This is a genomic window from Nonomuraea sp. NPDC050536 (assembly GCF_044457685.1).
In the GTDB taxonomy this organism is placed as follows: Bacteria; Actinomycetota; Actinomycetes; order Streptosporangiales; family Streptosporangiaceae; genus Nonomuraea.
The window spans coordinates 870236-890372 of sequence record NZ_JBITHD010000001.1 but is presented as its reverse complement, the minus strand read 5'-3'; the positions used below and the strand labels follow the sequence as shown (position 1 = coordinate 890372).

21 protein-coding genes are annotated in these 20137 nt (G+C 70.6%); 5 read left to right on the top strand and 16 right to left on the bottom strand.

Features of this window, described 5'->3' with window-relative positions; genetic code table 11:
* Positions 1 to 205 precede the first annotated feature (205 nt).
* Positions 206 to 1927 (top strand): ABC transporter ATP-binding protein, encoded by a 1722-nt coding sequence (locus ACIBHX_RS04480; protein WP_397064130.1) that lies wholly within the window; start codon positions 206 to 208, stop codon positions 1925 to 1927.
* Positions 1924 to 3750, top strand: a complete 1827-nt coding sequence (locus ACIBHX_RS04475; RefSeq protein ID WP_397064129.1) for an ABC transporter ATP-binding protein — start codon at positions 1924 to 1926, stop codon at positions 3748 to 3750. Before ACIBHX_RS04480 ends, ACIBHX_RS04475 begins: the two co-directional genes overlap by 4 nt.
* A gap of 61 nt (positions 3751 to 3811) precedes the next feature.
* Here the strand turns inward: ACIBHX_RS04475 and ACIBHX_RS04470 are convergent, their stop codons facing one another.
* From ACIBHX_RS04470 to ACIBHX_RS04455, 4 genes are all read right to left on the bottom strand, one after another.
* A complete protein-coding gene (locus tag ACIBHX_RS04470; RefSeq protein ID WP_397064127.1) occupies positions 3812 to 4246 on the bottom strand; it encodes a hypothetical protein in 435 nt (144 codons plus the stop codon).
* 493 nt (positions 4247 to 4739) lie between these two features.
* Positions 4740 to 5069, bottom strand: a complete 330-nt coding sequence (locus tag ACIBHX_RS04465; protein WP_397064125.1) for a DUF202 domain-containing protein — start codon at positions 5067 to 5069, stop codon at positions 4740 to 4742.
* Between the two features lies 1 nt (position 5070).
* Positions 5071 to 5397 (bottom strand): YidH family protein, encoded by a 327-nt coding sequence (locus tag ACIBHX_RS04460; protein WP_397064124.1) that lies wholly within the window; start codon positions 5395 to 5397, stop codon positions 5071 to 5073.
* A 52-nt stretch (positions 5398 to 5449) separates the two neighbouring features.
* Positions 5450 to 5830: a hypothetical protein gene (locus tag ACIBHX_RS04455; RefSeq protein ID WP_397064122.1), complete on the bottom strand. Its 381-nt coding sequence runs from the start codon at positions 5828 to 5830 to the stop codon at positions 5450 to 5452.
* A gap of 80 nt (positions 5831 to 5910) precedes the next feature.
* On the opposite strand from ACIBHX_RS04455, the gene ACIBHX_RS04450 reads away from it, so the two are divergent.
* Positions 5911 to 6168 (top strand): ubiquitin carboxyl-terminal hydrolase 14, encoded by a 258-nt coding sequence (locus ACIBHX_RS04450; protein WP_397064120.1) that lies wholly within the window; start codon positions 5911 to 5913, stop codon positions 6166 to 6168.
* Here ACIBHX_RS04450 and ACIBHX_RS04445 read toward each other — a convergent pair.
* The 3 genes from ACIBHX_RS04445 to ACIBHX_RS04435 all read right to left on the bottom strand — a co-directional run bounded on the left by ACIBHX_RS04445 (position 6165) and on the right by ACIBHX_RS04435 (position 10208).
* The gene (locus ACIBHX_RS04445) at positions 6165 to 7742 is read right to left on the bottom strand and encodes a Na+/H+ antiporter (RefSeq protein ID WP_397064118.1); all 1578 of its coding nucleotides are present in this window, start codon (positions 7740 to 7742) and stop codon (positions 6165 to 6167) included. The genes ACIBHX_RS04450 and ACIBHX_RS04445 overlap by 4 nt on opposite strands.
* Positions 7743 to 7817: 75 nt before the next feature.
* A complete protein-coding gene (locus tag ACIBHX_RS04440; RefSeq protein ID WP_397064116.1) occupies positions 7818 to 8999 on the bottom strand; it encodes an RNA-guided endonuclease InsQ/TnpB family protein in 1182 nt (393 codons plus the stop codon).
* Between the two features lie 138 nt (positions 9000 to 9137).
* On the bottom strand, positions 9138 to 10208 hold the full coding sequence (locus tag ACIBHX_RS04435) for a hypothetical protein (protein ID WP_397064114.1): 1071 nt from the start codon (positions 10206 to 10208) through the stop codon (positions 9138 to 9140).
* A 228-nt stretch (positions 10209 to 10436) separates the two neighbouring features.
* On the opposite strand from ACIBHX_RS04435, the gene ACIBHX_RS04430 reads away from it, so the two are divergent.
* A complete protein-coding gene (locus ACIBHX_RS04430; RefSeq protein WP_397064113.1) occupies positions 10437 to 12497 on the top strand; it encodes an ATP-dependent DNA helicase in 2061 nt (686 codons plus the stop codon).
* 41 nt (positions 12498 to 12538) lie between these two features.
* On the opposite strand, the gene ACIBHX_RS04425 is transcribed toward ACIBHX_RS04430, so the two are convergent.
* Genes ACIBHX_RS04425 through ACIBHX_RS04400 form a run of 6 tightly spaced genes read right to left on the bottom strand, consistent with a single transcriptional unit; the run spans position 12539 to position 17131 of the window.
* On the bottom strand, positions 12539 to 13303 hold the full coding sequence (locus ACIBHX_RS04425; protein ID WP_397064111.1) for an SGNH/GDSL hydrolase family protein: 765 nt from the start codon (positions 13301 to 13303) through the stop codon (positions 12539 to 12541).
* The gene (aroQ, locus tag ACIBHX_RS04420; protein ID WP_397064109.1) at positions 13300 to 13725 is read right to left on the bottom strand and encodes a type II 3-dehydroquinate dehydratase; all 426 of its coding nucleotides are present in this window, start codon (positions 13723 to 13725) and stop codon (positions 13300 to 13302) included. Before aroQ ends, ACIBHX_RS04425 begins: the two co-directional genes overlap by 4 nt.
* Positions 13722 to 14780, bottom strand: a complete 1059-nt coding sequence (gene aroB, locus ACIBHX_RS04415; protein WP_397064107.1) for a 3-dehydroquinate synthase — start codon at positions 14778 to 14780, stop codon at positions 13722 to 13724. Before aroB ends, aroQ begins: the two co-directional genes overlap by 4 nt.
* The gene (locus tag ACIBHX_RS04410) at positions 14777 to 15277 is read right to left on the bottom strand and encodes a shikimate kinase (RefSeq protein ID WP_397064105.1); all 501 of its coding nucleotides are present in this window, start codon (positions 15275 to 15277) and stop codon (positions 14777 to 14779) included. The genes aroB and ACIBHX_RS04410 overlap by 4 nt, the downstream gene beginning before the upstream one ends.
* Positions 15274 to 16455 carry a chorismate synthase gene (aroC, locus tag ACIBHX_RS04405; RefSeq protein ID WP_397064103.1) on the bottom strand — a complete coding sequence of 394 codons (1182 nt, stop codon included), beginning with the start codon at positions 16453 to 16455 and terminating at the stop codon, positions 15274 to 15276. The genes ACIBHX_RS04410 and aroC overlap by 4 nt, the downstream gene beginning before the upstream one ends.
* A 46-nt stretch (positions 16456 to 16501) precedes the next feature.
* Positions 16502 to 17131 (bottom strand): prepilin peptidase, encoded by a 630-nt coding sequence (locus tag ACIBHX_RS04400; protein WP_397064102.1) that lies wholly within the window; start codon positions 17129 to 17131, stop codon positions 16502 to 16504.
* Between the two features lie 77 nt (positions 17132 to 17208).
* On the opposite strand from ACIBHX_RS04400, the gene ACIBHX_RS04395 reads away from it, so the two are divergent.
* On the top strand, positions 17209 to 17985 hold the full coding sequence (locus ACIBHX_RS04395; RefSeq protein ID WP_397064100.1) for an SAM-dependent methyltransferase: 777 nt from the start codon (positions 17209 to 17211) through the stop codon (positions 17983 to 17985).
* Between the two features lie 5 nt (positions 17986 to 17990).
* Here ACIBHX_RS04395 and ACIBHX_RS04390 read toward each other — a convergent pair whose 3' ends face one another.
* From ACIBHX_RS04390 to ACIBHX_RS04380, 3 genes are all read right to left on the bottom strand, one after another.
* Positions 17991 to 18533 (bottom strand): SseB family protein, encoded by a 543-nt coding sequence (locus tag ACIBHX_RS04390; RefSeq protein ID WP_397064098.1) that lies wholly within the window; start codon positions 18531 to 18533, stop codon positions 17991 to 17993.
* Between the two features lie 16 nt (positions 18534 to 18549).
* Positions 18550 to 19380, bottom strand: coding sequence for a pentapeptide repeat-containing protein (locus ACIBHX_RS04385; protein WP_397064096.1), 831 nt, complete (start codon positions 19378 to 19380; stop codon positions 18550 to 18552).
* A 95-nt stretch (positions 19381 to 19475) separates the two neighbouring features.
* Positions 19476 to 20060 (bottom strand): signal protein, encoded by a 585-nt coding sequence (locus tag ACIBHX_RS04380; RefSeq protein ID WP_397064094.1) that lies wholly within the window; start codon positions 20058 to 20060, stop codon positions 19476 to 19478.
* Positions 20061 to 20137 lie beyond the last annotated feature (77 nt).

Here is a 20137-nt window from a genome sequence, read left to right as displayed (position 1 = left end):
CCACGGGTCGCGCAGCGCGAACGCCCCGGCCTCGCGCAAGCCCCAACGGGTCGCGACCGCCGCCCAGTGCGGCGCGGAGAAACACCGTTCCACCCTGTCCCTGGGTCAAGAAAATGGGTTGATCTGAAGAGTTAGCCTGGAAGGGATGCCTCCCGATACGCGTTCACCTCGCCGTCCCCTGCTCAAATCCAACTCACTGTGGCGGATGAAGTCCTACCTCCGCCCCCACGTGGCCAGACTGGTCGTCATCTGGCTCACGGCGATGCTCGGAATCGCCACCACCATCTCGCTGCCGCTGGTCAGCAAGGAAGTCATCGACGGGCCCGTCCTGCGCGGCGACTCAGGAGCGCTGCTGTGGCTCGGGCTGCTCGCGCTCGCCCTTGGAGCGGTCGAAGCCTTATTGATCTTCATGCGGCGGTGGATCCAGGTCAAGCCCGTACTCGGCCTGGAGACCGAGATCCGCGACGACCTCTACGAGCACCTGCAGCGTCTGCCGATGAGCTTCCACGGCGACTGGCAGTCGGGCCAGCTGCTGTCGCGGGCCACGACCGACCTGTCGACGATCCGCCGCTTCCTCGGCTTCGGCATGCTCTTCCTGGTCATGAACATCGTGCAGCTGACCACGGTGACCCTGCTGCTGATGAACATGTACTGGCCGCTGGGGCTGCTGGTAGCGGCCTCGGCCGTCCCCATCGTCTGGGTGTCGCTGCGATTCGAGAAGCGCTACATCAAGATCTCCCGCCAGGTCCAGGACGAGCAGGGCGACCTCGCCACGCTCGTCGAGGAGTCGGCGATCGGGATCAGGACGATCAAGGCGTTCGGCCGCCGCCACTACGTCTACGACAACTTCGACGACGCCGCGCTCAAGGTCTACCGGACGTCGATGGACAAGGTGCGGCTCTCGGCCAGGTTCTTCACCTTCCTCGAGGTGATCCCGAACTTCACGCTGGCCCTGGTGCTGCTGCTCGGCGCGCTGGCGGTGGGTCAGGCCTCGCTGTCTCTCGGCACGCTGGTCGCCTTCACCACGATGATGCTGCAGCTGGTCTGGCCGATCGCCAGCCTCGGCTACATCCTGGCCATGGCGCAGGAGGCGATGACCTCCGCCGACCGGGTGATGGAGGTGATGGACACCGTCCCCGCCATCGAAGGCGGCCCCGACACCATCGAGCACCCGCGCGGCCACCTGCGCTTCGAGGGCGTCGGGTTCCGCTTCGACGACTCCGAGCAGCCCGTCCTGCGCGACGTCTGGCTGGATGTACGGCCGGGCGAGACGGTGGCCATCGTCGGCGCCACCGGATCGGGGAAGACCACGCTGACCGCCCTGGTGCCCCGCCTGCTCGACCCCACCGAGGGCCGGGTCACGATCGACGGCCACGACGTGCGCGATCTGTCGCTGCCCACGCTGCGCAAGGTGGTGGCCACCGCCTTCGAGGAGCCGACGCTGTTCTCCATGAGCGTCAGGGAGAACCTCACGCTCGGCCGCCACGACGCCACCGAGGAGGAGCTGGACGAGGCGATCAGGACCGCCCAGGCCATGTTCGTCTACGACCTGCCGTGGGGGCTCGACACCCGCATCGGTGAGCAGGGCATGTCCCTGTCGGGCGGGCAGCGGCAGCGGCTGGCGCTGGCGCGAGCCGTACTGAGCAACCCCAAGATCCTCGTGCTGGACGACACCCTGTCCGCGCTGGACGTGGAGACCGAGGCGCTGGTGGAGGAGGCGCTCAAGCACGTGCTGCGCGAGGCCACCGGCATCGTGGTCGCGCACCGCGCCTCGACGGTGCTGCTGGCCGACAAGGTGGCGCTGCTGCGCGGCGGCACGATCACGCACGTGGGCAGGCACGAGCGGTTACTCGCCGAGGTGCCCGAATACCGTGAACTGCTGGCGCAGGACGCCGACCTCGACCCGTCGGAAGGAGCGCTGCGATGACGACCCCCGCGGCCACGACCTGGCGCGGCACGGCGTCCGAGGACCAGGACGAGCTGTCCGACAAGGTCTCCGTACTCCTGCGGGAGCGTTCCCGCAGGCTGCTCGGCGACCTGCTGACCCCGCACCGCAAGGCGATCGCGGCACTGACCGCGATCATCGTCGTGTCCAACCTGGCGGGACTGGCCATCCCCTACCTGGTCAAGGTGGGCATCGACGCGGGCATCCCGCCGATGCTCAAGGGCACGGGCCCGGGCACCCTGCTGACCGTGGTGGGGGTGATCCTCGCCGCGGCCGCCACGCAGGCCTTCACCCGGCAGGCGTTCCTGCAGATGTCCGGCCGGATCGGTCAGGACATCCTGCTGGAGCTGCGGCGCCGGGTGTTCGACCACTTCCAGCGGCTGTCGCTGTCCTTCCACGAGAAGTACACCTCGGGCCGGGTCATCTCCCGGCTGACCTCCGACATCGAGGCCATCGCCGAACTGCTCGCCTCAGGGTTCGACGGGCTGGTCACCGCGGTGCTGACGATGTTCGGCACGGCGACGCTGCTGCTGGTGCTCGACGTCCACCTGGGGCTGGTCGCGCTGGTCCCGCTGCCGGTGCTGCTGCTGTTCACCAAGTGGTTCCGCAAGCAGTCGGCGATCGTCTACCGGCGCACCAGGGAGACGGTGGCGCTGGTCATCGTCCACTTCGTGGAGTCGATGACCGGCATCCGCGCGGTGCAGGCCTTCCGCCGCGAGCCGCGCAACCAGGAGATCTTCACCCAGCTCAACGACGACTACCGTGACGCCAACGCCAGGAGCATGCAGCTCGTGGCGATCTTCATGCCGGGCATCAAGCTGATCGGCAACATGACCGTGGCCGGCGTGCTGTTCTACGGCGGCTGGCTGGCGGTGCACCACGAGGTCACGATCGGCGTGCTGGCCGCGTTCCTGCTCTACCTGCGCCAGTTCTACGAGCCGATGCAGGAGATCAGCCAGTTCTACAACACGCTGCAGTCGGCCTCCGCCGCGCTGGAGAAGCTGTCGGGCGTGCTGGAGGAGGAGCCGTCGGTGCCGGAGCCGCGCGAGCCCGCGGCGCTGGAGAACGCCCGCGGCAAGGTGCGCTTCGAGAGCGCCCGCTTCGCCTACGTCGAGGACCGGCCGATCCTGCCCGAGCTCAACCTCACGATCCCGGCCGGGCAGAGCGTCGCGCTCGTCGGGGCCACCGGCGCGGGCAAGACCACGCTGGCCAAGCTGATCTCCCGCTTCTACGACCCGACCGCGGGCCGGGTGCTGCTCGACGGGGTCGATCTGCGCACGCTGGACGAGCCGACGCTGCGCCGCGCCGTGGTCATGGTGACGCAGGAGAACTTCCTGTTCACCGGTACGGTCGCCGACAACATCAGGTTCGGCCGCCCCGACGCGACGGACCGGCAGATCAGGGAAGCGACCATGGCGATCGGGGCGCACGACTTCATCTCCTCGCTGCCCGACGGTTACGACACCGAGGTAGGCAAGCGGGGAGGGCGCATGTCGGCGGGGCAGCGGCAGCTGGTCGCCTTCGCCCGGGCGTTCCTGGCCGATCCCGCCGTGCTGATCCTGGACGAGGCCACCTCGTCGCTGGACGTGCCGAGCGAGCGGCTGGTGCAGCGGGCGCTGCGCACGATCCTGGCCGAGCGGACGGCGCTGATCATCGCGCACCGGCTGTCGACGGTGGAGATCGCCGACCGGGTGCTGGTGATGGAGCAGGGCGAGATCGTCGAGGACGGGCCGCCCGACCGCCTGATCGCCGCCTCCGGCCGCTTCGCCGGTCTCCACCGGGCCTGGCTCGAGAGCCTCAGCTAGCCGGTGCGCGGAAGCCCGGGGCCCGGTGGGGAATCCCCCACCGGGCTCCGGTCGGTACGGGTCAGCTGTGGGTGTGCGGGTGCGTGACCGCGACGAGGTTCTCGTACAGCTCGTAGGCCACGAACAGGGCGACCGGCACGCCGATCGCCGCCAGCAACCGGCCGGGCAGCGGTGCCCTGGCAGGCATCTGCCTGGCCACGACGGGTACGGCGGGCGGCTCCGTCACGGTTGCCGGCTCCGGCACGGGCACGGGCACCAGCTCGGGGTGCCGGCGCAGGTACCCGTGCGGGAACATGGTCACGTGGTAGGCCCCGCAACCCGGGCAGGACGCGCCCGACCACGGCGGCTGGACGGTGACCGTACCGCGTAACCAGACGACCATTTCGTTGCCGTAGTTGTCGGTGAGACGCCGGACGGTGTAGACCTCTTCCCACACGTGCCAGCACCGCAGGCACTCGAAGGGCCACGTCTCTCGGCTCTCGAACTGATCGCGCACGGAGACCACCCCCGGCTCACGGACCGACCGACATCCACTCCGAGTGTCACCCCCGCGTCAAAGACGCGGCAAGGAGGGGCTCATGACACTCCTGGCTAGGAAATGCTCACCGACTGTCAGGGTTAACGATCCAGGACCGGTGGACCATGGCGACGTGCCGGCGGGGCGCCGGACTGACCATCGGTGTCGGATCGGACTCCGCGGGCTCTCCTGCCTTCCTGGCCTCGGGATGGCGCCCGAGGTACCCCTCCGGGAATGTGGTCACCTGGTGCGAGCCGCACTTGGGGCAGAAGGCCCCGGATGACGGCGGCGGGACGGGCACGCCACCCCGCGTCCAGATGTGACTCTCGTTGCCGTGGCTGTCGTCCACGTGCCTGACCACGTATTCCTCTTCCCAGACGTGCCAGCAGCTGCGGCACTCGAAAGGCAGGTTCCTGCGTTCTTCCTCCATGAGGTCACCCCCTTACTCCGAGTGTGCGTCTCGAGAGGCCCCTCACGCAACGCACAGCACGAAGGCGGCAGCTCCCACCACGACGCAGAGCGTCCCGAGCCACGCCACCAGCGCGTCCGCGCCGTGGTCCAGGGGCCTTCCGCCGTGCAGCGCCTCCTGGACCCGGCGGAAGCGGATTCCGGTTCGCACGAGCAGCACGCCACCGCCCAGGGCAGCCAGCGCGAAGGCCAGTACGGCCGGCAGCGGCACACCGTGGCGCATCGACAGCCCCGCGCCACCCAGGCCGGCCGTGGACAGCGCCACGGCGCTGCGCACCCAGGCCAGCCTGGTCCGCTCGCTCTGCAGGCCCGGGTCCCAGATCTCGGCGGACATCTCAGATGGACAGCACGATCAGCACGAGCGCGATGACGGCCACGGCGGCCACGCCGTACCCGAAGATCGCGGCGAGCTTGGGCGGCGGGAGTGGCGCCTTGTCGCGCAGGGCGCGCTGGATGTTGCGCCAGCGCGGATAGGCCATGCCGGCCGCCAGCGCGGACAGCGTCACGAGCACGATCGCCAGCGCGCTGCGCACCCAGGGGACGAAGACGCCCTCGGGCACGGCCGCCATGGCGACCCCACCCGCGCTGAGGGCGAGCGCAGTGCTCAGCCACGTGAGGAAGGTGCGCTCGTTGGCGAGCGTGAAACGGGGGTCCGGTTCCATGCTCAAACGGTAATTTATCCCCATTTCCCCTAGAGGAATTGGGATTCCCTTCTTACGAAGCGCAGGCCTTGGCCACCTTCTGCAGGTAGTCGGCCGTCTCGTTGCCGATCTTCTGGGCCGCGTCCACGGCGTCGTTGACGCTGTTCACGTCGATCTTGCTGAGCGAGTTGGCCAGGTTCTCGGTGGCCTGCTTGAGCGTGGTGTTGGCGGCCTTGTCGGCGACGTCGTTCAGCTTCTTGGCGGCGTCGTCGACCGCCTTGTCCATGGCCTTGGGGTCGTCCTGGAGCTGCTTGAGCTTCGCCCCGAGATCGGTGAGGATCTTCGGCGCCTCCAGGCAGGCCTGGGCCTTGTCAACGGCGTCGTTGACCTCGCCGCAGCCGGCGATGAGGACGCCTGAGACGAGCAGGATGAGGGGCGCAAACCGGAGTCGCATGGTTGCGACCCTACCCAACGGGCGCCCGCGGAGCGCTCCCGCCAGATTTCTCACTCCCGCGTCGTTCTAGGATTTCTTCCATGGCAACTTGCGAGCATCTTCTCAAGGCGGGGGACCCGCCGCCGCGCACTCCTGAGGGCTGCGAGGAGTGCCTGGCGACCGGCGGCCGCTGGGTCCACCTACGCCGCTGCCTGGAATGCGGTCATATCGGGTGCTGCGACTCCTCCCCCAACAAGCACGCGTCACGGCACTTCCACGACGCCAGTCACCCGGTCATGCAGTCGTACGAGCCGGGCGAGAACTGGCGGTGGTGCTTCCTCGACAACGCGATGGGCTAGCGCTCCAGAATCGCCTCTTCGAAGTCGAGCGAGGCCATCACCTCGCGCAACACCTCGTCGTCCAGCCTGCGCTCATCGCGCAGGCGGATGAAAACGTCCCGTTCGGCCTGCATCATCTCCCTGCGCAGGCGGCGGTAGAGGGAGCTGGGCGTCTCCGAGCCGCCCTGCGCGGTGCCGCCGCCCAGGCGTTCCCAGGCCGTCAGCGAGCGCCGCCAGGTCTTCTCCTTGAGCTGGTCGATGACCTGTTTCTGGATCTCGTCCGGATTGCCGCCCTCGCGCTCGATCAGCTGGTCGAGCTTCTCCAGGCCGGCCGTGAGCGCTGCCTGCTGGGCGGAGGCCTCGGCCAGGCGATCCTCGTAGATCTCCTGCTCGCTGGAGACCCGCAGCTTCCTGATCAGCCACGGGAAGGACATGCCCTGCACCAGCAGGGTGCCGATGACCGTGGTGAAGGTCAGGAACAGCAGCATCGCCCGGTCCCGTTCCGGCATGGCCACGGGGATGGCGAACGCGGCGGCCAGCGAGACCACGCCGCGCATGCCCGCCCAGCCGAGGATCACCGTGACCCTGGGATCGGGCTTGAAGTCGCGCCTGAACAGCCCCAGCAGGTAAGTGACGGCGAACACCCACACGAACCTGGCCAGCACCGTCACCAGGAAGACGGCCGCGGCCACGCCCACCACCTGCCAGGCGCTGCGCGCGGCGATCCCCTTGATGACGGGCACCAGCTGGAGCCCGATCAGCGCGAAGACGATGGTCTCCAGGAAGAAGGCCGTCACCCTCCAGACCGCGTCGGACACCAGCCGGGTGCCGAACCCCGTGTGGTACATCCGGTTGCCCAGATACAACCCGATGATCACCACGGCGATCACGCCGGATGCGTGCATCGACTCGGCGGCGAGATAGGCGCCGAACGGGATCAGGAGCATCACCGTGTTCTCGACCAGCGAGTCCCTGATGCGCTCCAGGATCCAGCCGAACACGAACGCCAGCGCCAGCCCGATCACCACGCCCGCGGACGCCGCGTACAGGAACTGGCCCACGCCCTGGAACAGGGTGACCGTGCCGCCGATGGCGGCGCCGATCGCGACCCGGTAGAGGGTCAGCGCGGTCGCGTCGTTGAACAGGCTCTCGCCGATCAGGATCGTCAGCGACCTGCGTGGCAGGCCGAGCCTGCGCCCCACGGCCACGGCGGCCACCGCGTCGGGCGGAGCGATGATGGCGCCGAGCGCGAACGCCGCGGCCAGCGACAGGTCGGGCAGCAGCAGGTGCACGACCAGCCCGACCACCACGGTCGTGAAGATCACCAGGCCGATCGACAGCATGCCGACGGCCCGCTTGACGTCGCGCAGCTTCAGGTAGGAGCTGTCGAGCGCCGCCGAGTACAGCAGCGGCGGCAGGAACACGAACAGCACCAGGTCAGGATTGAGCGGCACGTTCGGCACGAACGGCGACACGGCGAGCCCGGCCAGCACCAGCAGCAGCGGCGCCGGCCAGCCCATCCGGCGGGCCACCGCCGCCACCGTGATCGCACCCGCCGCGATCAGCAGCAGGTCAAGGATCAACGTCCGATCCACCGGGGGCTCCTCATCTCGACACACACGATCCTGATCACATCGTGACTCCTCCGCTCCCTACAGAGCGGCTTCTCGCTAGGCCGCTTCCGCAGCTTTGCGAAGGGCAAGCCCTGCCCTGAGGATGTTGACGGCCGCGTTGACGTCGGCGTGCGCGCTGTGGCCGCACGCCGTACATCGGAACTCGGCCTGGCTGGAGCGGTTCTCCTTCGCGCAGTGCCTGCATCGGGCACACGTTCGGGAAGTGTTGCGGGGCTCGACTGCGATCAGCTCACGACCGGCACTCTCAGCCTTGTGCGTAAGGATCGTCAAGAACACCCCCCAACTCGCATCCAAGATAGAACGGGTGAGGCCGGCCTTCTGGGCCACGTTGTGGCCCGGCTGCCCAACAGTGCCGGAAGCCGACCGCGTCAGGTTCGCGATCCGCAGATCCTCATGCACGAGGATGTCGTAGCCGCGAACCAGGCGAAGGGCGGTCTTATGCGCGGTGTCCAAGCGTTGGCGCCGCACCTTCGCGTACAGGGCTGAGACCCTCGCGACGGCCTTGCGGCGGCGCGTGGAGCCGCGCTTCTTCCGGGCGAGATCTCGCTGTGCAACTGCCAACCGATCTGCGGACGCGGCAAAGTGGCGCGGGTTTGCCAGGTGCTCTCCGTCGCTGGTGGAGACCAGCGAGGCCACGCCCAAGTCCAGGCCGACGACCTCGCCAGTCGCAGGCAGCGGCCTGGCTGGCACCTCATCGCAGGCCAGGATGACATACCACCGGACTCCTTCCCGCTTGACGCTGATCGTCTTGATCCGGCCCCTCACAGCACGGTGCTGATGGACTCGGACATGGCCGACTCCTTGAAGCCGCACGAACGTCGTCGGATGATCAGGCTGGGAATCCCACCTACAGCCATCCCCGTCCTTAGGCCATTCCACCATGTGGAACCAGCCTCGGCCCTTGAACCGCGGGAACCCCGGCGTGCGGCCCTCACGGAGTCGGCGGAAGAACGCGGCGAACGTCTTGTCCAACCGGCGCAGGGTGGCCTGCTGCGAGGAGAACGACCAGCGGCCCTGACCATCGGGGTCCGCCGTGCGGATATCCCTCAGCTCAGCTGACTGATCTCCGTATCGAACTGTGAGGCCCGCCCTGGCGTAGGCGGTACGCCGGTGCTCCAGCGCTGCGTTGTACAACTGCCGATGGTCCTCCAGACAGGCGGACAGCGCCACCGCCTGCTTGCTCGTGGGGCGCAGCAGGAACCTGTACGACCTGCGCACACCTACCTCCGTGGACGAGCCCGACCAGTCATTGGACGGTATCGACCAGCACCGACAAAACCCGAAGTGGGGATTGCGGATCTCCCGCCAGCTGGAGCAGGCACGCCTGTCGTGGACACGTGGGGCGCCGCAGGACGATCACCACTCCCTGCGGTCGCCCCGCTCGTCGTACTGCTGATCGGGACGCAGCCGCTCCCCGGTGGAGAACATCGGGTCGCCCACGTACGGCCGTGACAGGGGCTGCTGTGGCGGCTCCGGCGTGCCGAGGGCCAGCAGCGGGTCGACCGGGTTGGGCTCGTGCTGCGGCGGGTCGGCGCGCCGGCCCGCTCCGGGGATGCCGTGCATGGGCGTGCCGAGCCCGGCCGCGCCCCCGCCGCGCTGAGACTGCTGCGGCTGCTGGTCGTAGTAGCCGTGCTGCTGCTGCGGTGCGGGGGCGGCCTGCGAGGGGAAGCCGAGCGGATCGGTCATGGGCGCCTGGCGGCGCTCGCCCGGCATCTGGTAGACGGGCTCGCTTGACGGCATGGCGCGCGGGTCCGAGTACGGGTCGGCATACGCCGCGGCGCTCTGGTCGGTGTACTGCGGGCCCGTGAAGGTGTCCTGGTACTGGGAGCGCTGCTCGGTGTACTGCTGCTCGGTGTATTGGGGACCGCTGAACGGCTCGTGAGGCTGGGTGAGCGGGTCGTTCTGGTCGACGTACTGCGGGCCGGTGAAGGGCTGGCGCTGCGGCTCGGCGGGATAGGCCTGCCGCTGCGGCTCGCCGTACTGCGGGATGGGGGTATCGCGGGGGACGGTGGTCTCGGCGTACGAGGCGACGAGTTTGTCCTGGTGGCTGGGCGTGCCTCTGGCGACCAGCACGTCGCTGGGCGAGATCGCGGAGGTGGGCCGCTCGTCCAGCGGCGGCGCGACGGGCTGCGGGGCCGGCTGGGGCGGGCGGTGGTACTGCCCGGTGCCGGGGATCACCTCGGTGCCCGGATCGTCGGCGGGGACCGCCGGCTGCTCGCCCGTGGCCTCCGCATAGCCGTCGTCGAGCGTGTCGAGCAGGCGGCCGACGTCCTCCATCGGCATGCGGAAGCTGGCGGTGCACATCTCTCCGCGCCACAGGCTGAGCACCAGCGTGCCCTCATGCCATGTGACCCGAAGGCACCTCTCCTGGCCTCGGGCGTCGAAGAACACTTCACCGAACGATGGCAACGGGACAACTTCCGACATGGCAGACATATTGCTTTAACCAGCCTTTATCCGTCCACTCAACCCCGGAAAACCCTACCTAACCAGACTTCCCCTGCCTATCTGAAACCCCACCGACCTCAGCAGGAAGATCTTCTTTGACCTGGCTGGAGTTCCGACGGCCAGTGTGCCACGGGCCTCGCGCCGCGGTTCCGCGAACGCCGGGATGCGTCCGTTCGATCACTGCGCGTTCGGCGCGCCCACCCGAGAATGCGGGTAGCGTTTACTGCCGTGCCGGACTCCCACCTCCCTCCTGTCGACGAACTGCTCAGCATCGCCGTGAAGGCGCTGGGAGGGAGCGAGCGGCAGGGCCAGATCACCATGGTCAAGGCCGTCCAGCAGGCCATCGACGACGATGAGCACCTTGCGGTCCAGGCCGGCACCGGCACCGGCAAGTCGCTGGCCTACCTGGTGCCCTCGATCAGGCACGCGATGGAGTCCGATTCGCCCGTCGTGGTGTCCACCGCGACGATCGCGCTGCAGCGCCAGCTTGTCGACCGCGACCTGCCACGGCTGGCCGATTCGCTGATCAAGGAACTGCCGCACGAGCCGACGTTCGCCATCCTCAAGGGCCGGCGCAACTACCTGTGCCGCTACAAGGCGACCGCCGGCTGGCCCGAGGAGGACGAGCAGGACCAGCTGTTCGACCCGCGCGAGGTGAGCGCGACCGGGCGGATGGTGCAACGGATCCAGGACTGGGCCGAAGAGACCGAGACGGGCGACCGCGACGAGCTCGTCCCGGGCGTCAACGAGCAGGCCTGGCGGCAGTTCTCGGTGAGTGCGCAGGAGTGCCTGGGCGCCCAGCGCTGCCCGAGCGGGGCCGAGTGCTTCGCCGAGCTGGCCAGGGCGCGCGCCGGCGAGGCGGACGTGGTGGTGACCAACCACGCGCTGCTGGCCATCGACGCGATGGGCGAGATCCCGGTGCTGCCCGAGCACGACGTGGTCGTGGTGGACGAGGCGCACGAGCTGGTCGACCGGGTCACCTCGGTGGTCACCCAGGAGCTGTCGGAGGTGTCGGTCTCGCTGGCCGTGCGGCGCGTGGGCCGCCTGATCGAGCAGCCGATCGCCGACCAGCTGATGGAGGCGGGCGAAGACCTGAAGGCCCTGCTGGCCGCCGCTCCGGCCGGGCGCATCGACGAGCTGCCCGAGGTGCTCGGCCTCACGCTGGCGCTCGTCCGCGACACGGCCCAGCGGTGCATCACGGCGATGGGCTCGCGGGGCGGCGACAAGGACGACCCAGACAAGGCGGGCCAGCGCAAGGCCGCCTTCAGCGCGCTGGACGAGATCCACGACACCGCGGTGCGGATGCTCGAGGCCTACGGCCACGCGAGCGAGGCCGACCGTGCCGAGGTGGTCTGGCTCGACGAAGGCACCGACCGGCGCCCGCCCGTGCTGCGGGTCGCGCCGCTGAACGTGGGCGGCATGCTGCGCGACAAGCTCTTCGGCGAGCGCACCGTGGTCCTCACCTCCGCCACGCTCGCGCTCGGCGGCACCTTCGACGGGATGGCCCGGCAGTGGGGGCTGGGGGACCCGGAGCGAAGGAGCTCGGGAGGAGAGAGCGAGGGGACCAATGCCAACGAGTCCCGAAGCGGTCGCGACCATAAGCGCGCGTGGACGGGCATCGACGTCGGCTCGCCCTTCGACCACCCCCGTTCCGGCATCCTGTACGTGGCCAAGCACCTGCCGCAGCCCGGCCGCGACGGGCTCCCGCAGGCCTACCTCGACGAGATCACCGAGTTGATCGAGGCGGCGGGCGGGCGGACGCTCGGGCTGTTCTCCTCGATGCGGGCCGCCAAGGCCGCCACGGAGGCGCTGCGCGACAGGCTCGACGTGCCGCTGCTCTGCCAGGGCGACGACTCGACGATGCTGCTGGTCAAGCAGTTCTCCGAGGACGAGCCGACCTGCCTGTTCGGCACGCTGTCGCTGTGGCAGGGCGTCGACGTGCCAGGGCCCTCGCTGCGGCTGGTCATCATCGACCGGGTGCCGTTCCCGCGGCCGGACGACCCCATCACCTCGGCCAGGCAGCGCCACGTCGTGGCCAAGGGCGGCAACGGCTTCATGTCGGTCGCCGCCACCCACGCCGCGCTCCTGCTCGCCCAGGGCACCGGACGCCTGCTCCGGTCGCAGGACGACCGCGGCGTCATCGCCGTGCTCGACCCTCGGCTGGCCACCGCGCGCTACAGCGGGTTCCTGCTCGGCTCGCTGCCGCCGTTCTGGCGCACCACCGACCCCGCCGTCCCCCGCGCCGCCCTCCGCCGCCTCGCCGGCTGATCGTTTTCACCGGGCTGGGCGCGCCAGGTGCTGCTCGGAGTCTAGGGGCGCTTCCACGGCGTGAGCTCGGAGCGCTTGGGCGGCAGGCCGTCGCCCGAGGAGGTGCCGCGCAGCCGCCTGGTCATCCACGGCACCAGGTGCTCGCGGATCCACTGGGCGTCCTCGCGCCGCTTGACCCGCGGGTCGACCGATCGCTGCGGCCACACCTTGTGCCAGGACTCCTCGTACGGCACGCCGAGCACGTCCAGCACGCGCGCCGCGACCAGGCGGTGCCCGTCGGCGTTCATGTGCAGACGGTCCTCGCTCCACGCCTGCCAGTCGCGCAACCCCTGCATCGACCACTGATCGACCAGGCGGCAGCCGTACAGGTCGGCGATGCTGCGCACGTGCAGGTAGAAGACGGCGAAGCGGCCGCGCAGGCGGCGCATGAGCGGGGTGTCGCGCGGGTCGACACCAGTGAACAGCAGCACGTCGGCGCCGGTCGCCCGCAGGTCGCGGACGGCTCCCGCCAGCTTCTTGGCCATCCGGTCGGGATCGGAGCCGGGGCGGAGCAGGTCGTTGCCGCCGGCGCAGAGGCTGACCAGGTCGGGCGCGAGCTCGACGGCGACGGGGACCTGCTCGGCGACGATCTGGTCGATGAGCTTGCCGCGCACGGCCAGGTTGGCGTACCGGAAGTCCGGGTCGTCGGCGGCCAGCCGTTCGGCCACCCGGTCGGCCCAGCCCCTGAAGGCGCCGTCGTCGCCGGGGTCGTTCAGGCCTTCAGCGAAGCTGTCGCCGAGGGCGACGAAGGACCGGTAACGCGTCATGACAGCTGCTTGATGGCGTGCAGCGCCAGCACGTAGGAGCGCAGGCCGAACCCGGCGATCGTGCCGGTGGCCACGCCGGCCACCACGGAGTTGTGGCGGAACTCCTCGCGCGCGGCCGGGTTGGAGATGTGCACCTCGACCAGCGGCGCGGTGCGCTGGGCGATGGCGTCGCGCAGCGCGTAGGAGTAGTGGGTGAAGGCGGCCGGGTTGAGCACGACGGGGATGTGGCCGTCGGCGGCCTCGTGCAGCCAGCCGACCAGCTCGGCCTCGTCGTCGGTCTGCCGCACCTCGACGTGCTCGCCCAGCTCGCGGCCGGTGGCCACGCACAGCTCGGCCAGGTCCTCGAAGGTCTCGGCGCCGTAGACGTCGGGCTCGCGGGTGCCGAGCCGCTTGAGGTTGGGGCCGTTCAGCACCAGGATCATCGCGCGATCTCCTCATAGGCGGCCTCGAGCAGGTCCTCGGCGGGGCCTTCGAGGCGGGCGGGCCTGGCCAGGTCGTCCAGGACGACGAAACGCTGCTTGGCGCCGCGGTTCTTCTTGTCCAGGCGCATGTGCTCGCGCAGGGCGGGCCACGCGTCCGCGCGGTAGGCCGTGGGCAGGCCCACAGAGGTCAGGATGTTCCTGGTCCTGTCCACGAGGTCGGCGCGCCCGGAAAGGCGTGACAGCACGGCGGCGTACACCATGCCGATGGCGACGGCCTCGCCGTGGCGCATGCGGTAGTTCTCGTGGCGCTCGATGGCGTGGGCCAGCGTGTGGCCGTAGTTGAGGATCTCGCGCAGCCCGGCCTCGCGCAGGTCGGCGCCGACGACGTCGGCCTTGACCCGGATCTTGCGCTCGATGAGCTCGAGGGTGTGCTTGCCGTCGGGCGTGGTGGCGGCCCGCGGGTCCTCCTCGATCAGCTCCAGGATCCGCGGGTCGGCGATGAAGCCGCCCTTGATGATCTCGGCGAGCCCGGCCACGTAGTCGGCGCGCGGCACGCTGCCGAGCGTCTCCACCTCGCACAGCACGCCGGCGGGCGGCAGGAACGTGCCGACCAGGTTCTTGCCCTCGGGCGTGTCGATGCCGTTCTTGCCGCCGACCGCGGCGTCGACCATGGCCAGCAGTGTGGTGGGCACCAGCACGACCTTGACGCCGCGCAGCCAGGTGCCCGCCACGAACCCCGCCAGGTCGGTGGTGGCTCCCCCGCCGACGCCCACCACGGCGTCGGACCTGGTCACGCCGTTGCGGCCGAGCGCCGACCAGAGCCCGGCGGCGACCTCGACGGTCTTGGCCGCCTCCCCGTCGGGCACCGGGAGGTCGAGCACATGGTAGCCGGACAGCGCCTGCCGTACATTTCCGGAAATCTCCGGCAGGCCCTCGGGGCGGATCACCGCGACGGTCGCCGCGCCTGAGCCGATGAGCCCGGGCAGCTCGCCCAGCACGCCCTGGCCCGCCACCACGTCGTAGGGGCTGTCGCCGTTGACCGTGATCCTGCTCACTTGGCCAGCTCCTTGAGGATCTCCTCGGCCAACTCCTCCGGCTCGCGCTTGTCCGTCTTCACGGTCAGTACGGCCAGCCGCTCGTAGATCGGGCGCCGCTCCTCCATGAGCTTCTTCAGCTGGCTGCGCGGGTTGAGCACGAGCAGCGGCCGGGCCGAGGCCAGGCCGACCCGCTGCACGGCGTCGGTCAGGCCGACCTCCAGGTAGACCACGGTGTGGCCGTCGAGCAGCGCCTGGGTCTCGGTGTTGAGGACGGCACCGCCGCCGAGGGAGAGCACCCCGTCGTGTTCGGCCAGGGCCTGCCGTACGGCCTGGTGTTCGAGCTCGCGGAAGCGCTCCTCGCCGTCCTCGACGAAGATGTCGCTGACGGGCTTGCCCGCCACGGCCTCCACGTCCCTGTCGGTGTCGCGGAAGCCGACGCCCAGCCGCTCGGCCAGGAGCTTTCCGAGCGTCGTCTTGCCGGAGCCGGGCGGGCCGATCAGCACTGCGGTCGTCACTTGATCACCATCGATGAAAGGTAGCCGGACAGGTTGCGGGCGACCTCCTCCACGGAGTCGCCGCCGAACTTCTCGAGCGCGGCGTCGGCCAGCACCAGCGCCACCATCGCCTCGGCGACGATGCCGGCGGCCGGCACGGCGCACACGTCGGAGCGTTCGTGGTGGGCCTTGGCCGCCTCGCCGGTCTTGACGTCGATCGTGGCCAGCGCCCTGGGCACGGTGGAGATCGGCTTCATCGCGGCGCTGACCCGCAGGATCTCGCCGTTGGTCATGCCGCCCTCGACGCCGCCGGCGCGGTTGGTGATGCGGCGCACGCCGTCGGCGGCTGTGTACTCGATCTCGTCGTGGGCGCGCGAGCCGGGCCTGCGCGCGGTCTCGAAGCCGTCGCCGACCGCCACGCCCTTGATGGCCTGGATGCCCATGAGCGCCGCGGCCAGGCGGGAGTCGAGGCGGCGGTCCCAGTGGGTGTAGCTGCCCAGGCCGGGCGGCAGGCCGTAGGCCAGGACCTCGACGACACCGCCGAGCGTGTCGCCGTCCTTGTGCGCTTTGTCGATCACCTCGACCATGGCGGCGCTGCCCTGCGGGTCCCAGCAGCGCACCGGGTCGTCATCGATGCGGGCCAGGTCGCCGGGGCCGGGCAGGGCCTCGGCCGGGGTGCGGGCGCCGCCGAGCTCGGTGACGTGGCTGACGATGTCGACGCCGAGCGCCTGCTTGAGGAAGCGCCTGGCGACCTCGCCGAGCGCCACCCGGGCGGCCGTCTCGCGGGCGCTGGCCCGGTCGAGCACGTTGCGGGCGTCGTCGAGCCCGTACTTCTGCATGCCCGCCAGGTCGGCGTGTCCTGGGCGGGGGCGGGAGCGCGGGGCGTTGCGCGCCAGGCCGTCCAGCTCGGCCGGGTCGACCGGGTCGGCCGCCATGACCTTCTCCCACTTGGGCCATTCGGTGTTGCCGACGCGGATCGCCACGGGGCTGCCCATGGTGCGGCCGTGCCGTACGCCGCCGACGATGGTGACCTGGTCCTGCTCGAACTTCATCCGGGCGCCGCGGCCATAGCCGAGACGGCGGCGGCGCAGCGCCTCGTCGATGTCGGCCGTGGTCACCTGGACCCCGGCCGGCAGGCCCTCCATGATGGCTACGAGCTCGGGCCCGTGGGACTCTCCGGCGGTCAACCAGCGCAACATGCGTACAAGTCTTCCATGCGCGGCCCAGTGAGATGTCCGGTGTCCGTCAGCCGAGACACAGCCCGGCCAGCGCCCCCAGCAGCATGAACGGCCCGAAGGGGAACTGGGTCTTGCGGTCGCCGCGCTTGGTGACGAGCAGGCCGACGGCGTACAGGGCGCCGAGCAGCTGCCCCCAGAACGCGGCCACCAGCCACGCCTGCCAGCTCAGCGTGGCGCAGGCCAGCCCGATGAGCCCGGCCAGCTTGGCGTCGCCCAGCCCCATGGCCTGCGGCCGCAGCACCCACAGGCAGCCGTAGACGGCGGCCAGCGCCGCGCCGCCGAGCAGCCCCCTTCCCAGCTCGCCGGTCGGCAGCAGGGTGAGCGCGACCAGCGGGTAGGCGGGCAGCGTGATGGCGTCGGGCAGGCGGGTGGTGCGCCAGTCGATGACGGCCAGCACGACGCCGATCACCGCGAACAGCAGGTACGGCAGACCCGCCCGCCACGCGACCAGCACGAGCACCAGGGCGGTGGCCACCTCCACGGTGGGCGGCAGGATCACGGTGGGCCTGAGGTGGACGGTGTCGTGGACGGCGCGGCGGAACTCCCCGTCGACCGGCTCCGGCCCGGCGAACCCCTTCGCGAACGTCCGGATGTAACGCCCGAGAACGAGACCGAGGACCGCCGCGATGATGACCACCCCGCGACCATAATGCGGACGACTCTCATTTTTGGGGCTCCCGCCGGAAAAGCCGCCATGCCTAAGATCACCCCACTATGGGCGAACCTCCGAAGATCAACACATCGGTGGCGCATCCGGCGCGCATGTACGACTACTACCTGGGCGGCAAGGACAACTTCGAGGCCGACAGGGTCGCGGCCGAGAAGATGATCGAGGCCACCCGTGGCGGCGTGCGCCTGGGCGCCAGGGAGAACCGCGCGTTCCTGGTCAGGGCCGTGCGCGCGCTGGCGCAGGCGGGGATCACGCAGTTCCTGGACATCGGCACCGGGATCCCGACCTCCCCCAACACGCACGAGGCCGCCCCTGGGGCGCGGGTGGCGTATGTGGACAACGACCCGATCGTGCTCCAGCACGCCCGCGCGCTGCTGGTCGGCCGGACCACGGTCATCCAGGCGGACCTGCGGGACCCGGGCGGCATCCTGGACGACCCGCGCACCCGCGAGACCATCGACTTCACGCGGCCCGTCGGTGTGCTGCTGGTGGCCGTGCTGCAGTTCGTGCAGGACTCGGAGGATCCCTACGGGGCGGTGTCCAGGTTGATGGCGGCCACCGCGCCAGGCAGCCACCTGGTGGTCTCGCACGTCACGCAGGACTTCGATCCCGAGGTGGCGGCGCGCGGCGCGGGCGCCTACGACCGGGCGACGGCGCGGCTGGTGCTGCGCTCACACGCGGAGGTGACGCGCTTCTTCCAGGGGATGGAGCTGCTGGATCCCGGCGTGGTCCAGGTCTCCCGCTGGCGCCCCGACGGCGTGGTCCCCCGCATCCCCGACAACCATCCCTGGGTGTGGGGCGGCGTCGCCCGCCGGCTGTGAGGTGATCAGCGGCGGCGGGACCAGGGGAAGCGGCGGCGTTGCGGAGCTGGCTCTTCCAGGCGGGTGACCGTGATGGCGTCGTCGGAGTCGGGGAGGCTGCCCGAGGCGACCGCGGCCATGGCAGTCAGCGCGGCGCCCTCGATGACGAAGGAGTGGGGGCCCGCCACGTCGAGCACGACGGCGGCCGCGCGCTCCCCCACGGCGGCCTGGCAGACCTGCAGGGCGGAGGCCTGGATAGGGCGGGCGTCGGGGCGCCACCGCGCCAGCGACTCGGCGCTGGTGAAGGCGAGCACCGCCTCCCGCCCGTCCTTTCCGACGAGCTTGGGCAGCGCCATCTCGCTCTCCTTCTCCTGCCGCAGCCCGTGCTCGCCCACCTCGGACTCGGTCAGCAGGGCGACCACGGGCACCAGCACCCGGGCGCCGGTCAGAGCGTTGAGCACGTCGGCCGGGCCCGCCGTACCGGCGTGGAAGGCCCGCAGCGCGGCGGCCACGGCCGGCGCGGCCGAGCCGTCGTCGTCCGGGAGCAGAGGCTGGGGAATGCTGGGCACAACCTCCGACCCTAGTTCATGGCCGCAGGTGTCCCGCGCACGTCCCGCCCGCGGCGTCGCTGATGACGCCGTCGGGGCAGGTGGTGGCGCGCCAGGTGACGGCCGTGAGCGAGGCGCCCGTCAGATCGGCGCCGCGCAGGTCCGCGCCCGTCAGGTCGGCGCCGTCGAGCCTGGCACCGCGCAGGTCGGCGTCGCGCAGGTAGGCGTTGACGAGCCGGGCGCCGTGCAGGTCGGCGGTGGTGGCGGCGGGCGGCGGGTTGGCCGCCCAGGTGAAGGCGACGATGCCGGCCGCCGCCACCGGCGTGGCCAGCAGCAGCCTGCGCATCGCGCCCTTGAATTCCAGCTTGAGCGCCTGGTGGGCGGCCATGTCCTCGATGGCGGCGATGCGGCTGTCGAGGTGGGCGACCTGCGCGGTCAGCGCCATGGCGTCGGCGCTGTCGGGATCGGGCAGCCGGGCCAGCTGCTTGACCAGGTGGTCGCGGTAGTCGATGACCTCGGCGGGGGTGTCGAAGCCCTGCAGGTATCTGGGGTGACCGCGGAAGAAGGCTGCCACCCTGGCGCCGGGGTCGTCCCAGGCGGCGGCCAGGTCGGCGACGGGCACCGGCTTGGGCAGCAGGATCTGCACGGTGGCCCGGATCACGTACACCACGCCGGTCAGGCCGAGCAGCGCGCCCGCGGCGGCCACCCAGAGCCGGTAGTCGGGGTTCAGCCTGCCGATGCCTGACAGCTGGGTGCCGGCGATCAGTGCGGCGCCGACGGCGACGGCACCCGCGACGAGCCACCCGGCCGCGTCGCGGATCCGGCTGTTGGCCTGGTCCAGCGGGCTCTGGGGCGCAGCATCAGCCATGGACCCTTCCTCACCCCAGGTCGTCCATCACCGCTTCATCGCGCCACCGGCCTGGAATGTTTCACCCACCCGGCGCGGCGGCAGTAGGGCGATGATCAGGATTCGCCGGCCACCACGAGGTCGTACTCGGCGACCGTGCGGAAGCCGCCGGTGCTGCCGCGGACGGTGAGGGTGTGGCGGCCGGGTGGCAGCGGCTCGTGCCGTACCCACAGGCCGCAGGCGTGGGTCAGGAAGGTGCCGGCCGAGGTGGTGACGGGGTTGTGCTCGACGGCGGTGACGCGGACGCCGTCGCCCTCGATCCGCTCGGGCGTGACCGGCTTCCCGTCGAGCGTCACGGTGCCCTGGGCGCCGGCCATGAAGCGGGCACAGGTCCTGCGGTCGGCCAGCACGTTGACGACGGGGAAGATCAGCGGGCGCCTTGCGGGCACGGTGCAGCGCCGGTGCACCCTGCCGCCGAACGTTCCCGCCAGGAACCAGACGTCGGAGGGCTGGTTGCGGGCGCAGTCGCGGCCTGTGGTGTCGGAGACGGGGTTGCCGATGACGGGGGTGGAGGCGGCCCAGCTCCACCAGCGTCCCTGGACGGCGTCGGCGGCGGGCATGGCCGGGCGGGCGGGGCGGCGTGCCACCGGCTCGTCCCGGCAGGCGGCCAGTACCAGGCATAAGCCCACGAATAACGACATAACCCGATACGAGGCCATCGGCGCATCATAGCCCTCGTCCTCCCCGTCCGGATCCGCGCTGGTGACGTCGGGGAAGC